At 70.9% G+C, this 15,662-nt stretch carries 15 protein-coding genes and 1 tRNA gene; 11 read left to right on the top strand and 5 right to left on the bottom strand.

Translation table 11 applies throughout. From position 1 onward, the window contains the following. The first annotated feature begins 27 nt into the window (after positions 1-27). The 7 genes from hisS (at position 28) to ASE14_RS19465 (ending at position 7,136) form a co-directional block, all read left to right on the top strand. Positions 28-1,302, top strand: a complete 1,275-nt coding sequence (hisS, locus tag ASE14_RS19495) for a histidine--tRNA ligase (protein ID WP_056659409.1) — start codon at positions 28-30, stop codon at positions 1,300-1,302. 239 nt (positions 1,303-1,541) lie between these two features. Further along, on the top strand, positions 1,542-2,822 hold the full coding sequence (gene eno / locus ASE14_RS19490; protein WP_056658998.1) for a phosphopyruvate hydratase: 1,281 nt from the start codon (positions 1,542-1,544) through the stop codon (positions 2,820-2,822). 78 nt (positions 2,823-2,900) lie between these two features. Beyond that, complete coding sequence (locus ASE14_RS21320) at positions 2,901-3,659, top strand: septum formation initiator family protein (protein WP_235511495.1); 759 nt, start codon at positions 2,901-2,903, stop codon at positions 3,657-3,659. Beyond that, positions 3,656-4,225: a DUF501 domain-containing protein gene (locus tag ASE14_RS19480; RefSeq protein ID WP_056658995.1), complete on the top strand. Its 570-nt coding sequence runs from the start codon at positions 3,656-3,658 to the stop codon at positions 4,223-4,225. Before ASE14_RS21320 ends, ASE14_RS19480 begins: the two co-directional genes overlap by 4 nt. Beyond that, positions 4,222-5,553: a S8 family serine peptidase gene (locus ASE14_RS19475; protein ID WP_235511494.1), complete on the top strand. Its 1,332-nt coding sequence runs from the start codon at positions 4,222-4,224 to the stop codon at positions 5,551-5,553. Before ASE14_RS19480 ends, ASE14_RS19475 begins: the two co-directional genes overlap by 4 nt. Positions 5,554-5,602: 49 nt before the next feature. Continuing rightward, positions 5,603-7,009, top strand: a complete 1,407-nt coding sequence (locus ASE14_RS19470) for an NAD(P)/FAD-dependent oxidoreductase (RefSeq protein ID WP_056658992.1) — start codon at positions 5,603-5,605, stop codon at positions 7,007-7,009. Between the two features lie 53 nt (positions 7,010-7,062). Then, positions 7,063-7,136: transfer RNA gene (locus tag ASE14_RS19465), tRNA-Leu, on the top strand. Positions 7,137-7,184: 48 nt separating this feature from the next. Here the strand turns inward: ASE14_RS19465 and ASE14_RS19460 are convergent. Both ASE14_RS19460 and ASE14_RS19455 read right to left on the bottom strand, forming a co-directional pair. Beyond that, positions 7,185-7,625 carry an iron chaperone gene (locus ASE14_RS19460; RefSeq protein ID WP_056658990.1) on the bottom strand — a complete coding sequence of 147 codons (441 nt, stop codon included), beginning with the start codon at positions 7,623-7,625 and terminating at the stop codon, positions 7,185-7,187. A 184-nt stretch (positions 7,626-7,809) separates the two neighbouring features. After that, positions 7,810-8,736: a Ppx/GppA phosphatase family protein gene (locus tag ASE14_RS19455; RefSeq protein WP_056658988.1), complete on the bottom strand. Its 927-nt coding sequence runs from the start codon at positions 8,734-8,736 to the stop codon at positions 7,810-7,812. An 86-nt stretch (positions 8,737-8,822) separates the two neighbouring features. On the opposite strand from ASE14_RS19455, the gene ASE14_RS19450 reads away from it, so the two are divergent. The 4 genes from ASE14_RS19450 (at position 8,823) to ASE14_RS19435 (ending at position 13,421) form a co-directional block, all read left to right on the top strand. After that, complete coding sequence (locus ASE14_RS19450; RefSeq protein WP_082601081.1) at positions 8,823-9,419, top strand: TetR/AcrR family transcriptional regulator; 597 nt, start codon at positions 8,823-8,825, stop codon at positions 9,417-9,419. Continuing rightward, entirely contained in the window at positions 9,416-10,696 is a 1,281-nt protein-coding gene (locus ASE14_RS19445; RefSeq protein WP_056658985.1) for an MFS transporter, read from the top strand. The genes ASE14_RS19450 and ASE14_RS19445 overlap by 4 nt, the downstream gene beginning before the upstream one ends. Next, positions 10,696-11,943 carry an amino acid deaminase/aldolase gene (locus ASE14_RS19440; protein WP_056658982.1) on the top strand — a complete coding sequence of 416 codons (1,248 nt, stop codon included), beginning with the start codon at positions 10,696-10,698 and terminating at the stop codon, positions 11,941-11,943. Before ASE14_RS19445 ends, ASE14_RS19440 begins: the two co-directional genes overlap by 1 nt. A 164-nt stretch (positions 11,944-12,107) precedes the next feature. Beyond that, positions 12,108-13,421 carry a D-arabinono-1,4-lactone oxidase gene (locus ASE14_RS19435; protein WP_056658979.1) on the top strand — a complete coding sequence of 438 codons (1,314 nt, stop codon included), beginning with the start codon at positions 12,108-12,110 and terminating at the stop codon, positions 13,419-13,421. 54 nt (positions 13,422-13,475) lie between these two features. On the opposite strand, the gene ASE14_RS19430 is transcribed toward ASE14_RS19435, so the two are convergent. Genes ASE14_RS19430 through ASE14_RS19420 form a run of 3 tightly spaced genes read right to left on the bottom strand, consistent with a single transcriptional unit; the run spans position 13,476 to position 15,650 of the window. Beyond that, positions 13,476-14,210 carry an ABC transporter permease gene (locus tag ASE14_RS19430; protein ID WP_056658976.1) on the bottom strand — a complete coding sequence of 245 codons (735 nt, stop codon included), beginning with the start codon at positions 14,208-14,210 and terminating at the stop codon, positions 13,476-13,478. Further along, positions 14,207-14,998, bottom strand: a complete 792-nt coding sequence (locus tag ASE14_RS19425) for an ABC transporter ATP-binding protein (RefSeq protein WP_056658973.1) — start codon at positions 14,996-14,998, stop codon at positions 14,207-14,209. The genes ASE14_RS19430 and ASE14_RS19425 overlap by 4 nt, the downstream gene beginning before the upstream one ends. After that, the gene (locus tag ASE14_RS19420) at positions 14,988-15,650 is read right to left on the bottom strand and encodes a TetR family transcriptional regulator (RefSeq protein WP_235511493.1); all 663 of its coding nucleotides are present in this window, start codon (positions 15,648-15,650) and stop codon (positions 14,988-14,990) included. The genes ASE14_RS19425 and ASE14_RS19420 overlap by 11 nt, the downstream gene beginning before the upstream one ends. Between the last annotated feature and the right edge of the window lie 12 nt (positions 15,651-15,662).

Below are 15,662 nucleotides of genomic sequence, written 5' to 3'. Positions count from 1 at the left end.
CGCCCGCGTGCTGGAAGAATGGTCGGCATGGCTGCATCCGTCACCCCTCCGCGCGGCATGCGCGACTTCCTCCCCGCCGAGAAGGCCCGTCGCGAGCACGCCCTCGGCGTGATCCGCGGGGTGTACGCGGCGCACGGCTTCGACGAGATCGAGACGCCGGTCATGGAGGACTCCTCGCGGCTGCACGCCGGACTCGGCGGCGACAACGAGAAGCTCGCGTTCGCCGTCATGAAGCGCGGACTCGGCGCCGACGACCTCGCTCGCGCCGCGGCATCCGGCGACGCCCTCTCGCTCGCCGACCTCGGCCTGCGCTACGACCTCACGGTGCCGCTCGCCCGGTTCTACGCGACGCACCGGGCCGCGCTGCCGCCCGTGTTCCGCTCGATCCAGATCGCGCCGGTGTGGCGCGCAGAGCGCCCGCAGAAGGGGCGCTACCGCCAGTTCGTGCAGTGCGACATCGACATCATCGGCGAGGCGGGTGCGCTCGCCGAGCTCGAGCTGCTCACCGCGACGGTCGCGACGCTCGACGCGCTGGGGCTCTCGGGCTGCACGATCCGGTTGAACGACCGGCGCATCCTCGCCGGCATCCTCGGCTCATGGGGCGTGCCCGACGAGCTGCGCGAACGAGCGCTCATCACGATCGACAAGCTCGACAAGATCGGCACCGGGGGAGTGGCGGCGGAGCTCGCCGAGCTCGGCATCGTCACGGGCGATGCGGATGTCGCGGCCGAACTCGAGGCGCTGACCACCGCCGACTGGCACCTCGCGGATCGCCAGGCGTCGCAGCCCACGCCCTCGTGGCTCGACAGCGAGGCCTACGCCGACCTGCTCGCACTGCGCGCAGCGCTGCCCGACGCGGCCATCGAGTTCGACCCGACCCTCGTGCGCGGCATGGGCTACTACACGGGAACGATCTTCGAGATCGCCCACCCCGACTACGGCTACTCGCTCGGCGGCGGCGGCCGCTACGACGGCATGATCGGTCGCTTCCTCGGCCAGGAGGTGCCCGCGTGCGGCTTCTCCATCGGCTTCGAGCGCATCGTCGACCTGCTCGCCGTGCGCGACGAGGAGCGCCCGCGCGCGGTCGTGCTCGTCTACGACGCGGATGTCCCGGCCGGGCGCCTGCTCGAGCTGAAGGGCGAGCTCGTGGCATCCGGTTCGCGGGTTCGTCTCGAGCGCCGCGTCAAGAACCTGCGCGCCCTGCTCGACCGCGTGACCGCCGACGGCTTCGACGCGTTCGCGTCGGTCGGCGCCGAGACGGCGGATGCCGCGTCGCTCGCGTTCCGCGACCTCTCCGCGTAGCTCACACGCGAGTGCGGCGCCTACGCGCCGCACTCGCTGCCGCTCGCACAGCATCGGAGAACTGCGCGCATTCGGGTGCCGGTGCCCGAAGCACTCCGAGATCATGCGGATCTCCGAACTCGCGGCGGGCGGGCAGCTCGTCCGGCCGGGATGAACGCCAGTCGTGAGCATTACTAGACTGACACCGGATCACGACGGAGTCGTCCGCTGCACACCCACCCATCACAGAGGAGTTCACTGTGGCAATCATCGAAGCTGTAGGCGCACGCGAGATTCTCGACTCGCGCGGCAACCCGACCGTCGAGGTCGAGGTGCTGCTCGACGACGGTTCGCTGGCCCGCGCCGCGGTGCCCTCCGGCGCATCGACCGGTGCGTTCGAGGCGTACGAGCTGCGCGACGGCGACAACGACCGCTACCTCGGCAAGGGCGTGCAGAAGGCCGTCGACGCCGTGCTCGACGACCTCGGCCCCGCCATCGAAGACCTCGACGCCGCCGACCAGCGCCTCGTCGACGCCGCCCTCATCGAGGCCGACGGCACCGAGAACAAGAGCCGCCTCGGCGCCAACGCCATCCTCGGCGTGAGCCTCGCGGTCGCGAAGGCCGCCGCCGACTCGGCCGACCTGCCGCTCTTCCGCTACCTCGGCGGACCCAACGCCCACGTACTGCCCGTGCCGATGATGAACATCATCAACGGCGGCGCGCACGCCGACACCGGCGTCGACATCCAGGAGTTCATGGTGCTGCCGATCGGCGCGCCGAGCTACTCCGAGGGCCTCCGCTGGGGCGTCGAGACCTACCACGCCCTCAAGAGCCTGCTGAAGGCCAAGGGTCTGTCGACCGGCCTCGGCGACGAGGGCGGCTTCGCTCCCGACTTCGCTCACAACCGCGCGGCGCTCGACTTCATCTCCGAGGCGATCGAGAAGGCCGGATTCACGCTCGGCACCGACATCGCGCTCGGCCTCGACGTCGCGGCGAGCGAGTTCTACGAGAACGGCGTCTACAAGTTCGAGGGCAAGGACCGCACCTCGGCCGAGATGAACGCGTACTATGCCGAGCTCGCTGCCGCGTACCCGCTCGTGTCGATCGAGGACCCGCTCGACGAGTCCGACTGGGACGGCTGGGCCGCCCTCACCGCCGAGCTCGGCACGAAGCTGCAACTGGTCGGCGACGACCTGTTCGTCACCAACCCGAAGCGCCTCGCCGAAGGCATCGCGAAGCACACCGGCAACTCGATCCTCGTCAAGGTGAACCAGATCGGCACCCTGACCGAGACCCTCGACGCCGTGACGCTCGCGCAGCGCTCGGGCTACACGGCCGTCATGTCGCACCGTTCGGGTGAGACCGAGGACACGACGATCGCCGACCTCGCCGTCGCGACCGACTGCGGTCAGATCAAGACTGGCGCGCCCGCCCGGAGCGAGCGAGTCGCCAAGTACAATCAGCTTCTGAGGATCGAAGAGGAACTCGGTGAGGCCGCGGTGTACGCCGGCCGCACGGCGTTCCCCCGCTACACGGCCTAGACAGCATCACGCGTGACGGGGGCGGCCGAGTGGCCGCCCCCGTCATCGTTCTTCCGGGTTGGACGATGAGGAGGGGCGATGCGAGACGACACCGGTCGCTCCGGCCGCACCCCACGACGTCCATCCGTACCGACGCCGAAGCCGGCCGCGAAGCGCGGCCCCGCTGCGTCGGGTGCGGGATCGAAGACGACGGGCTCGAAGACATCGGCCGCGAAGTCGACGTCGGCCGCGACGTCGAACGGCGCCGCGAAGTCGAGCGGCCCCGCGAAGTCGTCCGCAGGCGCCAAACCGGAGAAGTCCGCGAAGTCGGCCGCAGGGCGGGCTCCGGCCCAGCAGGGTGCCGCCGCCGGGGCAGGCTGGCTCAGCGGCATCCGATTCTCAGGTTTCTCCCTCATCATGATGGGAGTGCTCGTGCTCGCCGTCGTGGTGCTGGCGCCGACGATCGCGGCGTACGCACAGCAACGGCAGCAGATCGCCGAGCTTCGCGCCGCCGTCTCCGCTCAGGAGGAGGAGGTGCAGCGGCTCCGCGATGAACGCGAGCGCTGGAACGACGACACCTTCATCGTGACCCAGGCGCGGGAGCGCCTCGACTACGTGATGCCGGGCGAGGTGAGCTACCTCGTCATCGACGATCGAACGGAAGCGGCGAAGACGGATGCCACGGCCGAGGTCTCGGCCGAGGTGACCGAATCGAAGGGCGACTGGATGCGAACCCTCCTCGACTCGGTGCTGACCGCCGGGCTCGCGCCCGAGGCCGCACCGCCCGCCGATCCCGCAACAGAGCCCCCAGCCCCCACGACACCGCCCGCCGTTCCCGCAGCCGAGGAGATCCGATGACCCGCCCGCCCTTCGAACAGGTGAGCGAGCGCGATGTGCGCATCGTCTCGGCGCAGCTCGGGCGCCCGGCCCGCGACGTCGTGGGCATCGCCGCCCGCTGCGTGTGCGGAGCGCCGACGGTCGTCGCCACGGCGCCGCGCCTGTCGGACGGCACTCCGTTCCCGACCTTCTACTACCTCTCGCACCCGGCGGCGACCGCCGCGATGTCGTTCCTCGAGGCCGCGCAGCTGATGGTCGAGTGCTCCGAGCTGCTGGCGAGCGACGCCGAGGTCGCCGAGGCCTACGGCCGCGCCCACCGCGACTACCTCGCCGACCGCGAGTCGATCGCCGTCGTGCCCGAGCTCGCGGGCATCTCGGCGGGCGGCATGCCGACGCGCGTCAAGTGCCTGCACGCGCTCGTCGCGCACTCGCTCGCGGCCGGCCCGGGGATCAACCCGATGGGCGACATCGCACTCGAGCGCTCGACCTGGTCGCCCGACGTCTGCCGATGCCCCGACTACGGCGTCGACGAGGCGCCCGCTGCCGGGGATGCGCCCGCGGAGGCCGTCGAGGGGTCCGCCGGGTGAACCAGCGGCCGCGCCCGAGTCGCCCCGAACGCCCAGCGCGTCCGGGGCGCACCGGTCGCGCCCGCACGCCGCTGGCGTTCGTCGTGCGGGCCACGGCGACGCTCGCCACCGCGACGATGCTCGCCCTCGCCGGAGCCGGCGCCGCGCATGCCGATCCCGTGCGCGACTACGAGTACTGGCTCACCGACTACGGCTTCACGACCTCGTGGAACACCTCGCGCGGCAAGGGCGTCACGGTCGCCATCATCGACACGGGCGTCAACGGCAACGTCGCCGAACTCCGTGGCGCGGTCGTCGGCGGCACGGATGTCTCGGGCCTCGGCAGTCCCGACGGGCAGACGCCGGTGGGCGAGGACCAGAACCACGGCACGATGGTCGCCGGCCTCCTCGCCGGTCGTGGCACCGGTGAGGGCAACGGCATGATCGGGACCGCGCCCGAGGCGGACCTGCTGACCGTGTCGGTGGCATTCGGCCAGGACACCGGTGCGGTGAAGTCGAACGACGACCAGATCGCCGAAGCCGTTCGCTGGGCGGTCGACAACGGCGCCGACGTGATCAACATGTCGTTGACCCGCAACACCCCCGACTGGCCCGAGAGCTGGGACGACGCGTTCATGTATGCGTTCGAGAACGACGTCGTGGTCGTCGCCGCCGCGGGCAACCGCGGCAGCGGCACGACCCAGGTGGGTGCGCCCGCCACGATTCCGGGTGTGCTGACGGTCGCCGGCGTCGACACCGACAAGAACGCCAGTCTCGACGCGAGCTCGCAGGGCATCACGATCGCCGTCGCGGCACCGAGCGAGGACCTCGTGGGGCTGCTTCCCGACGGCGGCTACGTGCTCTGGAACGGCACGAGCGGCGCCGCGCCGATCGTGTCGGGCCTCGTGGCGCAGATCCGGTCCGAGTATCCCGAGCTCGATGCCGCGAACGTCATCAACCGGCTCATCGAGACCGCCGACCCCAACGGCCAGACGGTGCCGAGCGCGCTCTACGGCTACGGCCTGATCGACCCGGTCGCCGCGCTCGAGGCGGAGGTGCCGAAGGTCGACGAGAACCCGCTCGGGTCGCTCGCCGACTGGATCACGCTGCACCGTCGTGCCGAGGTCGAGACGCCCGAGCACAGCGGCGAGCTGCAACCGGTCGTGCCGGTGGCGGACCCGCCGTTGCCGCAGTCGGACGGAGGGCAGACGCTGCTTCCGACGCAGTGGACCCTCGCCTACATCACCGTGCCGCTCTCACTCGTCGCAGGGTTTGGTACGCTAGCAGCGCTGTTGGGCATCGGCGCCACTCGGCATACCAGGCGGACTGTCCGCATTCGCGAGCAGTGATCGCACGCAAATCAGCCCGCACGTTCCAAAACTGAGGAGTCCATTCACCGTGCCCAAGATTCTCATCGTCGGCGGTGGCTATGCGGGGTTCTACACGGCGTGGAAGCTCGAGAAGTGGCTGCGTGCCGGCGAGGCCGAGGTCACGATCGTCGACCCGCTGCCGTACATGACGTACCAGCCGTTCCTGCCCGAGGTCGCTGCGGGCTCGATCGAGCCGCGGCACTCCGTCGTCGCGCAGCGCCGGCACCTGAAGAAGACCAACGTCGTGACCGCGAAGGTCACGCGCATCGATCACGCGGCCAAGACCGCGACGATCACGCCCGAGCTGGGCGAGCCGTGGCAGTTCGACTACGACGTCGTCGTGGTCACCGGCGGCGCCGTCTCGCGCACCTTCCCGATCCCGGGCATCGCCGACAACGCCATCGGCCTCAAGTCGATCGAAGAGGCCGTCGCCATCCGCGACCGCGTGCTCACGAACTTCGACAAGGCTTCGAACCTTCCCCCCGGCCCCGAGCGTGAGCGCCTGCTCACCTTCGTCGTCGTCGGCGGCGGATTCGCGGGCATCGAGGTCTTCGCCGAGCTCCGCTCCTTCGCGAGCTCGCTGCTCGAGTACTACCCGCAGCTCACCTTCGACGAGACGCACTTCCACCTCATCGAGGCGATGGGCCGCATCATGCCCGAGGTCTCGCTCGAGACGAGCCACTGGGTCATCAAGCACCTCGCCCAGCGCGGGGCCGAGATCCACCTCGACACGCAGCTCACGAGCGCGGTCGACGGCGTCATCGAGCTGTCGACGGGTGAGAGCTTCGAGACCGATCTCATCGTCTGGACCGCCGGCGTCATGGCGAACCCCGCGATCGTGCGTTCGAGCGACCTCCCCGTCGAGGAGCGCGGCCGCATCAAGGCCCGCGCCGACCTGCGCATCGGCGACGACGAGGAGTTCGTGGCCGACGCCTGGGCCGCAGGCGACATCGCCGCGGTACCCGACCTCACGGGCGGCGGCGTCGGCGGCTACTGCGTGCCGAACGCCCAGCACGCGGTGCGTCAGGGCAAGCTGCTCGCCAAGAACATCGTCGCGGTGCTCCGCGGCGAGGAGCCGAAGCAGTACTTCCACAAGAACATGGGCGCCGTCGCCGGTCTCGGCGTCGGCTCGGGTGTCTTCCAGTCGGGCAAGATCGCGCTGAAGGGCCTCATCGCCTGGTTCGCACACCGCGGCTACCACGGCCTCGCAATCCCGAGCTGGGAGCGCAAGTTCCGCGTGTTCTGGGGCTGGTGGAACAACTTCTGGCTCGGCCGCGACATCGTCTCGCTGAGCGCCGTGCAGCAGCCGCGCGCCCAGTTCGAGCTGTTCGCCGCGCGTCCGAAGCCGCCGGCGGTCGAGGCCCCGGCCCCGGCTGCCGAGCCTGCCGCGAAGGCGGAGAGCTCGACCAAGAAGGAGGCGGTCGCCGCCAAGTAGCGACGACCCCTGACTATGCTGTGACGCGGCGCCGCCCTTCGGGGCGGCGCCGCGCTCCCGTAGCCCAATCGGCAGAGGCAGGCGACTTAAAATCGCCTCAGTCTGGGTTCGAATCCCAGCGGGAGCACCGCGAAGGTGCGCCGCCCCCGACGACCGCTCGGGCGCCCGATGGTCGTCAGCCGACGGCCCTCCGTACGAGCTCGGTGACCTGCTGCTCGACCGCCGGCGTCCAGTTGCGGACCGCGAAGCCGATGGGCCACAGGTCGCCGTCGTCGAGGTTCGCCCGATCCTCGAAGCCGATGGTCGCGTAGCGGGTCTTGAACTTCGCGGCCGCCTGGATGAAGACGACCATCTTGCCTTCGGCGTTCGCGAAGCCGGGCATGCCGTAGTACGTCTTGGGCATGAGGTCGGGTGCGACCTCGGTGACGACCTTGTAGAGCCCTTCGGCGAGCGACCTGTCCGCAGGCTCCATCTCGGCGATGGCGTCGAGCACCGCCTTGTCACCGGCCGCGCGGTTCTTGCCGGCCTTCTCCTGGTCGCGGAGTTCCTTGGCGCGCTGCTTGACGGCGTCGCGCTCTTCCTTGCTGAGCCCTCCGGACGTGTCGGTCGTTGCCATCGTCGTGCTCCCTTCGGGGGTTCTCATCGTTGCCGCCGCATGGGCGGGGCGTCGATCTCAGGCTAGGCGGATGCGCCGGCTCCGCGCTTCTCCATTCCTGATCGATCCGGGGCGTGTCCGAAATGGCGACCACAGGTGGCGGCCCCCAGGCGACCCCGTCGGACGACCGCGTCGAGAGACCGCGTCAGCTGAGCCGGTCGAGCCGCCGGAGGATGAGCCCCTCGCGGAGTGCCCACGGCGAGACTTCGAGCTCGTCGACGCCGAAGGCGCGCATCGTCTCGGAGAGCACCACCGCGCCGGCGACGATCTGGAACGTGCGGTCGGCGGTGATGCCGGGCAGCGCCGGCCGGGCATCGGCGGGGATGCGCGCGAGCCGCGGCGTCCAGTCGTCGAGTCCGTCGCGGGTGAGGATGCTGCGCTCGGTGTCGCCGAATCCGTCTTCGACGCTGCCGGCGAGCCGGGCGAGCGAGCGGATCGTCTTCGAGGAGCCGACGACGTGGTTCGGCGACGGCAGGGCCTTGAACGGCTCGACGGCCTCGGCGAGCACCTCCCTGGCGTGGGCGCGGAGGCGCGCGACCTGCGCGGGCGAGGGCGGGTCGTCGGGCAGGAACGAGATCGTCGATCGCCCGGCGCCGAGGGGGAGCGACCGCGCGACATCCGGCACCTCGTCGTTGCCCTGGGCGAGTTCGAGCGAACCGCCGCCGATGTCGAAGAGCAGCAGGCGCCCGGCCGACCAGCCGTACCAACGGCGCACGGCGAGGTAGGTGAGGCGCGACTCGTCGTCACCCGAGAGCACCTGCAGGCGCACCCCGGTGTCGCGTTCGACGAGGTCGAGCACGGCCTCGCCGTTGGCCGCCTCGCGGATCGCGGAGGTCGCGAAGGCGAGCAGCTCCTCGATGCCCGCCTCGCGAGCAGCGGATGCCGCACCGCCCACCGCCGTCAGGATGGCGGCGACGCCCTCGGCGCTGATGGCGCCGTCGGGCTCGAGGTAGCGCATGAGGCGCAGCACGGACTTGTGCGAGGCTGTGGGAATGGGGCGCGCGCCAGGGTGCGCCTCCACCACCAGCAGGTGCACCGTGTTGGAACCGACATCGAGGACTCCGAGGCGCATGCTGCGAGCGTAACGGTTTTCGTGCATACTGATGCGACTGGGACGATCGTCCCACTTCAGTCGTCGATGGTGTCGAGAGGAGTCGCATGGCCCGCATTCCCGCCCCAGAGCGGCGCGCAGCACTCGTGCAGGCGGCGCTCCGAGTCGTGTCGCAGCGCGGTATCGCGCATGCCACGACTCGGGCGATCGTCGCCGAAGCGGGCATGTCGCTCGCGAGTTTCCACTACGCGTTCGACTCGCGCGATGAGCTCATCGACGAGCTCATCACGACGGTCGTCGCCCGCGAGCAGGAGGCGGTGCTGCCCGACGACCTGCAGGGGCACGACATCCGCGACATGCTCGAGGCCGGCCTGCTGCGCTACTTCGAGCACCTCCGTGCCGATCCCGAGCACGAGCAGGCGATGCTCGAGCTCACCCAGTACGCGCTGCGCTCGCCCGAGCGGCATCCGCTCGCCGTCGCGCAGTACGCCCGGTACACCGAGCTCGGCGCCCGATCGCTCTCGGCCGCGGCGGAGCTCGCCGGCGTCGTGTGGAGCACTCCCGTCGAGCAGGTCGCACGGGTGCTCATCGCCTTCACGGACGGGCTCACCCTCACGTGGCTCGTCACCCGCGACGACGACGTCGCACAGGCGGTCGCACATGCGGCCGCCGACGCCCTTTCGAGAATGGCCGAGCCCCGATGACGAGCCTCGATTCCGCCCCCCAGGCGGAGCAACCCACGACCGCCGCACTCGGCGAGCCGGTCCGCCGCGTCTCCGCCGGCTGGATCGCGTCGTTCGCGACCGTCTGGCTCGGCATCTGGATGGCGCAGCTCACCCCGGTGCAGCTGCTGCTGCCGGCCCAGATCGACGCGCAGCTCCACCCCGAGAACTGGGTCGACAGCGTCGTCGCGTTCGGCATCATCTCGGGCATCGCCGCGATCGCGACGATCATCGCGTATCCGCTGACCGGCGCCCTCTCCGACCGCACCACATCGCGGTTCGGCCGTCGCCGCCCATGGATCGCGATCGGCGCGGTCGTCTTCGGACTGTCGCTCGTCGTGCTCGGCCAGCAGACCGAGATCTGGGCGATCGGGGCGACGTGGGTCGCGGCATCCGTCGGCTTCTGCATCATGACCGCAGCGCTCACCGCGACGATCTCCGACCAGGTGCCCGTGAACCAGCGCGGCTTCGTCTCCGGCTGGATGTCGGCGCCGCAGGCGGTCGGCATCATCGTCGGACTCGTGCTCGTGACCGAGCTCGTCACCGACGCCTCGCTCGGCTACATCCTGCTCGCGGTCGTGCTCGTGGTGCTGGCCGTGCCGTTCCTCTTCCGCCCCGACCAGCCGCTCGCGCCGACCGAGCGGGTGCGCGTCACGGCCAAGAGCATCCTCACCGGCTTCTGGATCAGCCCGCGCAAGCACCCCGACTTCGGCTGGACGCTGCTCAGCCGGGTGCTCGTCTCGGTCGGCAACGCGCTCGGCACGAGCCTGCTGCTCTACTTCCTGATGTTCCAGTTGAACGACAAGAACGCCGAAGACGACCTCATCGTGCTCACGCTCATCTACATGGTGTTCGTGATCCTCGCCTCCCTCATCCTCGGCAAGCTCTCCGACAAGCTCGGGCGCCGCAAGATGTTCGTGTTCATCGCCTCCGGCCTCCAGGGTCTCGCCGCGCTGATGCTGGGGCTCTTCCCCGACCTCACCGTCGCCATGATCGGCGCGGGGCTCCTCGGCCTCGGCTACGGCTGCTTCCTCTCGGTCGACCAGGCCCTCGCGACGCAGGTGCTTCCCGACGCCGCCTCGCGCGGCAAGGACCTCGGCATCATGAACATCGCCTCGGCAGTGCCGCAGGCGATCGCGCCGATGATCGGCGCAGCAGCGGTGGTCGTGTCGGGCTCGTTCATGCTCGTCTTCCTGCTCGGCGCGGCGTTCTCCTTCGCCGGCGCCTTCGCCGTCGCCCGGGTCAGGAGCGTGCGCTGATGACGATCGACCTGCACAAGACCGGCACCCCGGCATCGGATGCCTCCGACTGGCTGCGGCCCGAGCGGTACTGGCCGTCGCTGACCGCCGCCACCGCGCACCTCGACGCGCCCGTCGGCGCCCTCCACCTCGGGGCCCTGCGCCACAACGCCCTCGACATGCTCCGCCGGGCGCACGGCACGCCGATCCGCGTGGCCTCAAAGTCGCTGCGCGTGCGCGGCATCGTCGAAGCGCTGCTCGCGATGCCCGGCTACCACGGCGTGCTCGCGTACACGCTCGCCGAGGCGCTCTGGCTCGCCGCGACCGTCGACGACGTCGTGGTCGGGTACCCGACGGCCGAGCGGGCGGCCATCCGCCGGCTCGCGAGCGACCCCGAGCTCGCGAAGCGGGTGACCCTCATGGTCGACTCGCCGGCGCAGCTCGATCTCGTGGACGCGGTGCTGCCGCCCGGCAAGCGCGAGTCGATCCGGGTGTGCCTGGAGCTCGACGCGTCGTGGAACGCGCCGGTGCTCGGCCACCTCGGTGTGCGCCGGTCGCCCGTGCACGCGCCGGAGGACGCCGCCGCGCTCGCCGCGTACATCGTGAAGCGCCCCGGGTTCGAACTCGTCGGCATGATGGCCTACGAGGCGCAGATCGCCGGTGTCGTGAACCAGCCCGCAGGCCGACCCGTCGACGGCGCCGTGAACCGCTGGATGCAGTCGCGATCGATGCCCGAGCTGCGCGAACGTCGCGGCCGCGCGGTCGCCGCGGTGCGCGAGATCGCCGAGCTCGAGTTCGTCAACGGCGGCGGCACCGGCTCGCTCGAGGCCACGGCGGCGGATGCCTCGGTGACCGAGATCGCGGCCGGATCCGGCATCTTCGGCGGGCACCTCTTCGACGGCTACCAGCACTTCACGCCGGCACCCGCCGCCGCATGGGCGCTCGACGTCGTGCGGCGCCCGAGCCGCGATCATGCGACGATCCTCGGCGGCGGCTGGGTCGCCTCCGGCCCGCCCGCGGGCGACCGGCTGCCGAAGATCGTGTGGCCGGAGGGCCTCGTGATGGAGTCGCGCGAGATGGCCGGCGAAGTGCAGACCCCGGTGAGCGGCGACGCCGCCCGCCGCATGAAGGTCGGCGACCGCGTCTGGCTGCGCCACACGAAGTCGGGCGAGCTGGCCGAGCACCTGAACGAGTTCGCCCTGGTCGATGCGGGCGAAGTCGTCGATACCATCCCGACGTATCGGGGAGAAGGGAAGGCGTTCCTGTGACAGCGACGGGAGCCATCTGGCACGTGAAGCGAACCGAGGAGTCCCTGTGACCGCGACCGGAGCCACTTGGCACGTGAGCGCGGGTCGCGATGCGGCTCGAAATGAGGAGTCCCCGTGACCGCGACGGGAGCCATCTGGCACGTGAAGCGAACCGAGGAGTCCCTGTGACCGCGACCGGAGCCACTTGGCGCAACTGGGGTCGCACGGAGTCGGTGCGGCCCCTTCGCGTGGAGCGTCCGGCCAGTGCCGAGGCGGTGCAGCGGGCGGTCACGGCGGCCGCGGCATCCGGCCTGCCGATCAAGCCCGTCGGTTCGGGCCACAGCTTCACCGGCATCGCGGTCGCGCCGGGCGTGCAGCTCGACATGACCGGCGTCTCGGGAGTCATCGACGCGGATGTCGCGACGGGCCGGGTCACCCTCGGCGCCGGCACCCGGCTGCACGAGCTGCCCGAGCTGCTCGCGCCGTACGGGCTCGCGCTCGCGAACATGGGCGACATCGACCGGCAGACGATCTCGGGTGCGACCTCGACCGGCACCCACGGCACGGGCCTCGGGTTCGGCGGGCTCGCCACCCAGATCGTCGCCGCCCGCCTCGTGACCGGCACGGGCGAACTCATCACCGTGAGCGAGACCGAGCGCTCCGAGCTGCTGCCTGCTGTGCGCCTCGGCCTCGGTGCGCTCGGCGTGCTCGTCGACGTGACGCTGCAGCTCGTGCCGCGGTACGTGCTGCACGCCGTCGAGAAGCCCGAGCCGCTCGGCGAGGTGCTCGACGGCTGGGAGGAGCGCGTGCGCGCGGCCGACCACTTCGAGTTCTACTGGTTCCCGCACACCGAGGCGGCCCTCACGAAGACGAACACCCGGCTGCCGGGCGATGCTCCTCGGCGTCCGCTCGGGCGTCTCTCGCGCTGGGTCGACGACGAACTGCTCGCGAACGGCGCGTACCGCGGCGTCTGCGCGCTCGGCACGGTCGCCCCGGGGGTCGTGCCGGTGTTCGCCCGCCAGGTCGAGAAGCTCACGGGCGACCGCGACTTCGCCGACTTCTCGCCGAAGGTGTACATCACGAACCGCACGGTGCGGTTCCGCGAGATGGAGTACGCGGTGCCGCTCGCGGCGGTGCCCGAGGCCATGCGCGAGGTGCGCGACCTCATCGAGCGGAAGGGATGGCGCATCAGCTTCCCGATCGAGGTGCGCGCCGCGGCATCCGATGACAACTGGCTCTCGACGGCCCACGGCCGCGAGTCGGGCTACATCGCCGTGCACCGCTACTACCGTGAGGACCCGACCGAGTACTTCGCCGCGGTCGAGGCGATCATGCGCGGCTACGGCGGACGCCCGCACTGGGGCAAGATGCACACGCGCGACGCCGAGTCGCTGCGCGAGGTGTATCCGCGCTTCGACGACTTCCTGCGGGTGCGGGACGAGCTCGACCCCGAGCGGCGTTTCGCGAATCCGTACCTCGACCGGGTGCTCGGCGCCTAGCTCGCAGATCCGACGAGGGACGGATGCCGCGTGGCATCCGCCCCTCGTCGTCGATCAGGCCGTGCGGCGACGCAGCGTGATCGATCCGAGCACGATCGAGCCGACGATCCACGCCGCGATCACGAGGATCTTCGCCGTGATCCAGGCGGCGCTCTCCGAGTCGGCGGCGACGGCCTGCAGTGCGTCGATCGCGAAGCTCAGCGGCAGCCATTCGCTGATCGCCTCGAGGGCGGCGGGCAGCTGGTCGCGGGGGATGAAGATGCCGCCGAGCAGGATCTGCGGGAAGACGATGAGCGGCATGAACTGCACGACCTGGAACTCGGAGCGCGCGAACGCGCTCGCGAGGAGGCCGAGCGCGGTGCCGAGCAGGGCGTCGGCGACCGCCACGGCGAAGAGGAGCCAGATCGACCCCTCGATCTCGAGTCCGCACACCCACACGGCGAACGAGACGGCGATCGCGGTCTGGAACACGGCCAGCAGGCCGAAGGCGAGGGCGTAGCCGAGGATGAAGTCGCCCTTGCCCATCGGCATCGAGAGCAGTCGTTCGAGGGTGCCGCTGCGACGCTCCCTGAGGGTCGAGATGCTCGTCACGAGGAACATGACGATGAACGGGAAGAGGGCGATCATCGCGGGGCCGATGTCGGTGAAGACGTCGGTGTCGACGAAGATCCAGGCGACGAGGCCGATGAGCAGGCTCGGCACCACGAGGAGGAGGGCGACGGTGCGGTGGTCGTGGCGGATCTGGCCGAGCACCCGGCCGGTGGTCGCGAAGGTGCGGCTGAGGGTCATCGCTCCGTCTCCGTCTCCGTCTCGGTCGTCGGGCGCAGGTCGGGCTCGCCCCGCTCGATGAGGCGGAGGAAGGCCTGCTCGACGTCGTCGGTGCCGGTGACCCGGAGCAGGCCCCGCACGGTGTCGTCGGCGAGCAGCCGACCGTCGCGGAGGAGCAGCAGCCGGTCGCAGCGCTTCGCCTCGTCCATGACGTGGCTCGAGATGAGCAGGGTCGCGCCGTCGTCGGCGAGGCTGCGGAACAGCCCCCAGAGCTCGACGCGCAGCACGGGGTCGAGGCCGACCGTGGGTTCGTCGAGCACGAGCACCTCGGGGTCGCCGAGGAGTGCCGCGGCCAGCGAGACGCGGCTGCGCTGGCCGCCCGAGAGCGACCCGACGAGCCGGCCGGCGACCGAGCCGAGGTCGGTGCGTTCGACGACGCGGTCGATATCGGATGCCGGTGCGCCGATGATGCGCCGGAAGTAGGCGAGGTTCTGCCGCACCGAGAGGTCGTCGTACACGCTCGCCTGCTGGGTCACGTAGCCCATGCGGGTGCGGAGTGCCCGACTGCCCGCCGGCAGCCCAAGCACTTCGATCGTGCCCGACTTCACGAGCTGCACGCCGACGATCGCGCGCATCAGGGTCGTCTTGCCGCTGCCGCTCGGGCCGAGCAGGCCGATGACGTGCCCGCGCGGCACGGCGAGCGAGAGCCGATCGAGCGCCGTTGCGCCCCCGCGGACGACGGTCAGGTCCTCCACGATGACCGCGGCGCCGGATGCGGCGTGGGCCGTGGCATCCGAGTTATTCATCATGTGCCGAATCCTTCGCCGACGGCGCCGCGCTGTCAAGCGATTCAGGACTCCCGGTCAGGTGCCATTGCACGGCCGGGCCGACCCGGCGCACGAGCTCCTCGATGTCGGCCGACGCGACCGGCTCGAACTCGAGCACGTAGCGCACCATGATGACCCCGACGAGCTGCGAGGCGGCGAGTTCCGCCCGAAGGTCGGCATCATCGGCATCGCCCAGCGCGGTGGCGATGCGCTGCATGATCTCGTGGCGCAGGAACTCGCGGAGCATCCTGGCGACCGGCCCCTGCCCGATCGCCGAGCGCAGTGCCGCCACGGCGGCAGGTCGAACGGCACCGGAGTCCCACGCCGTGAGCACCGCGCGCACCAGGCGTCCGCCGAGCTCCTCGATCGGGGCGGCGAGCGCCTCCCGCACGACCCGCTCAGGACGCAGCGGCACCTCGACGACCTCGGCGACGAGCGCCTGCTTGCCGTCGAAGTAGTGGTGCACCAACGCGGGATCGACGTCCGCCCGGCGGGCGATCGCGCGCATCGACGCCGCCTCGTAGCCGTGCTCTGCGAACTCGGCCGTCGCGGCGGCCAGGATGCGCGCGCGGGTGTCGCCCGCGTTGGCCCCGCGGGGGCGTCCTCGCCGACGGCGTTCCGGGTGCTCCGTCACAGGCTGAGCCTA

Origin of the sequence: Agromyces sp. Root81 (assembly GCF_001429165.1) — a bacterium.
Taxonomy (GTDB): domain Bacteria; phylum Actinomycetota; class Actinomycetes; order Actinomycetales; family Microbacteriaceae; genus Agromyces.
Note: the sequence above shows the minus strand (reverse complement) of the source record. Positions and strands in the feature narration are given on the sequence as shown.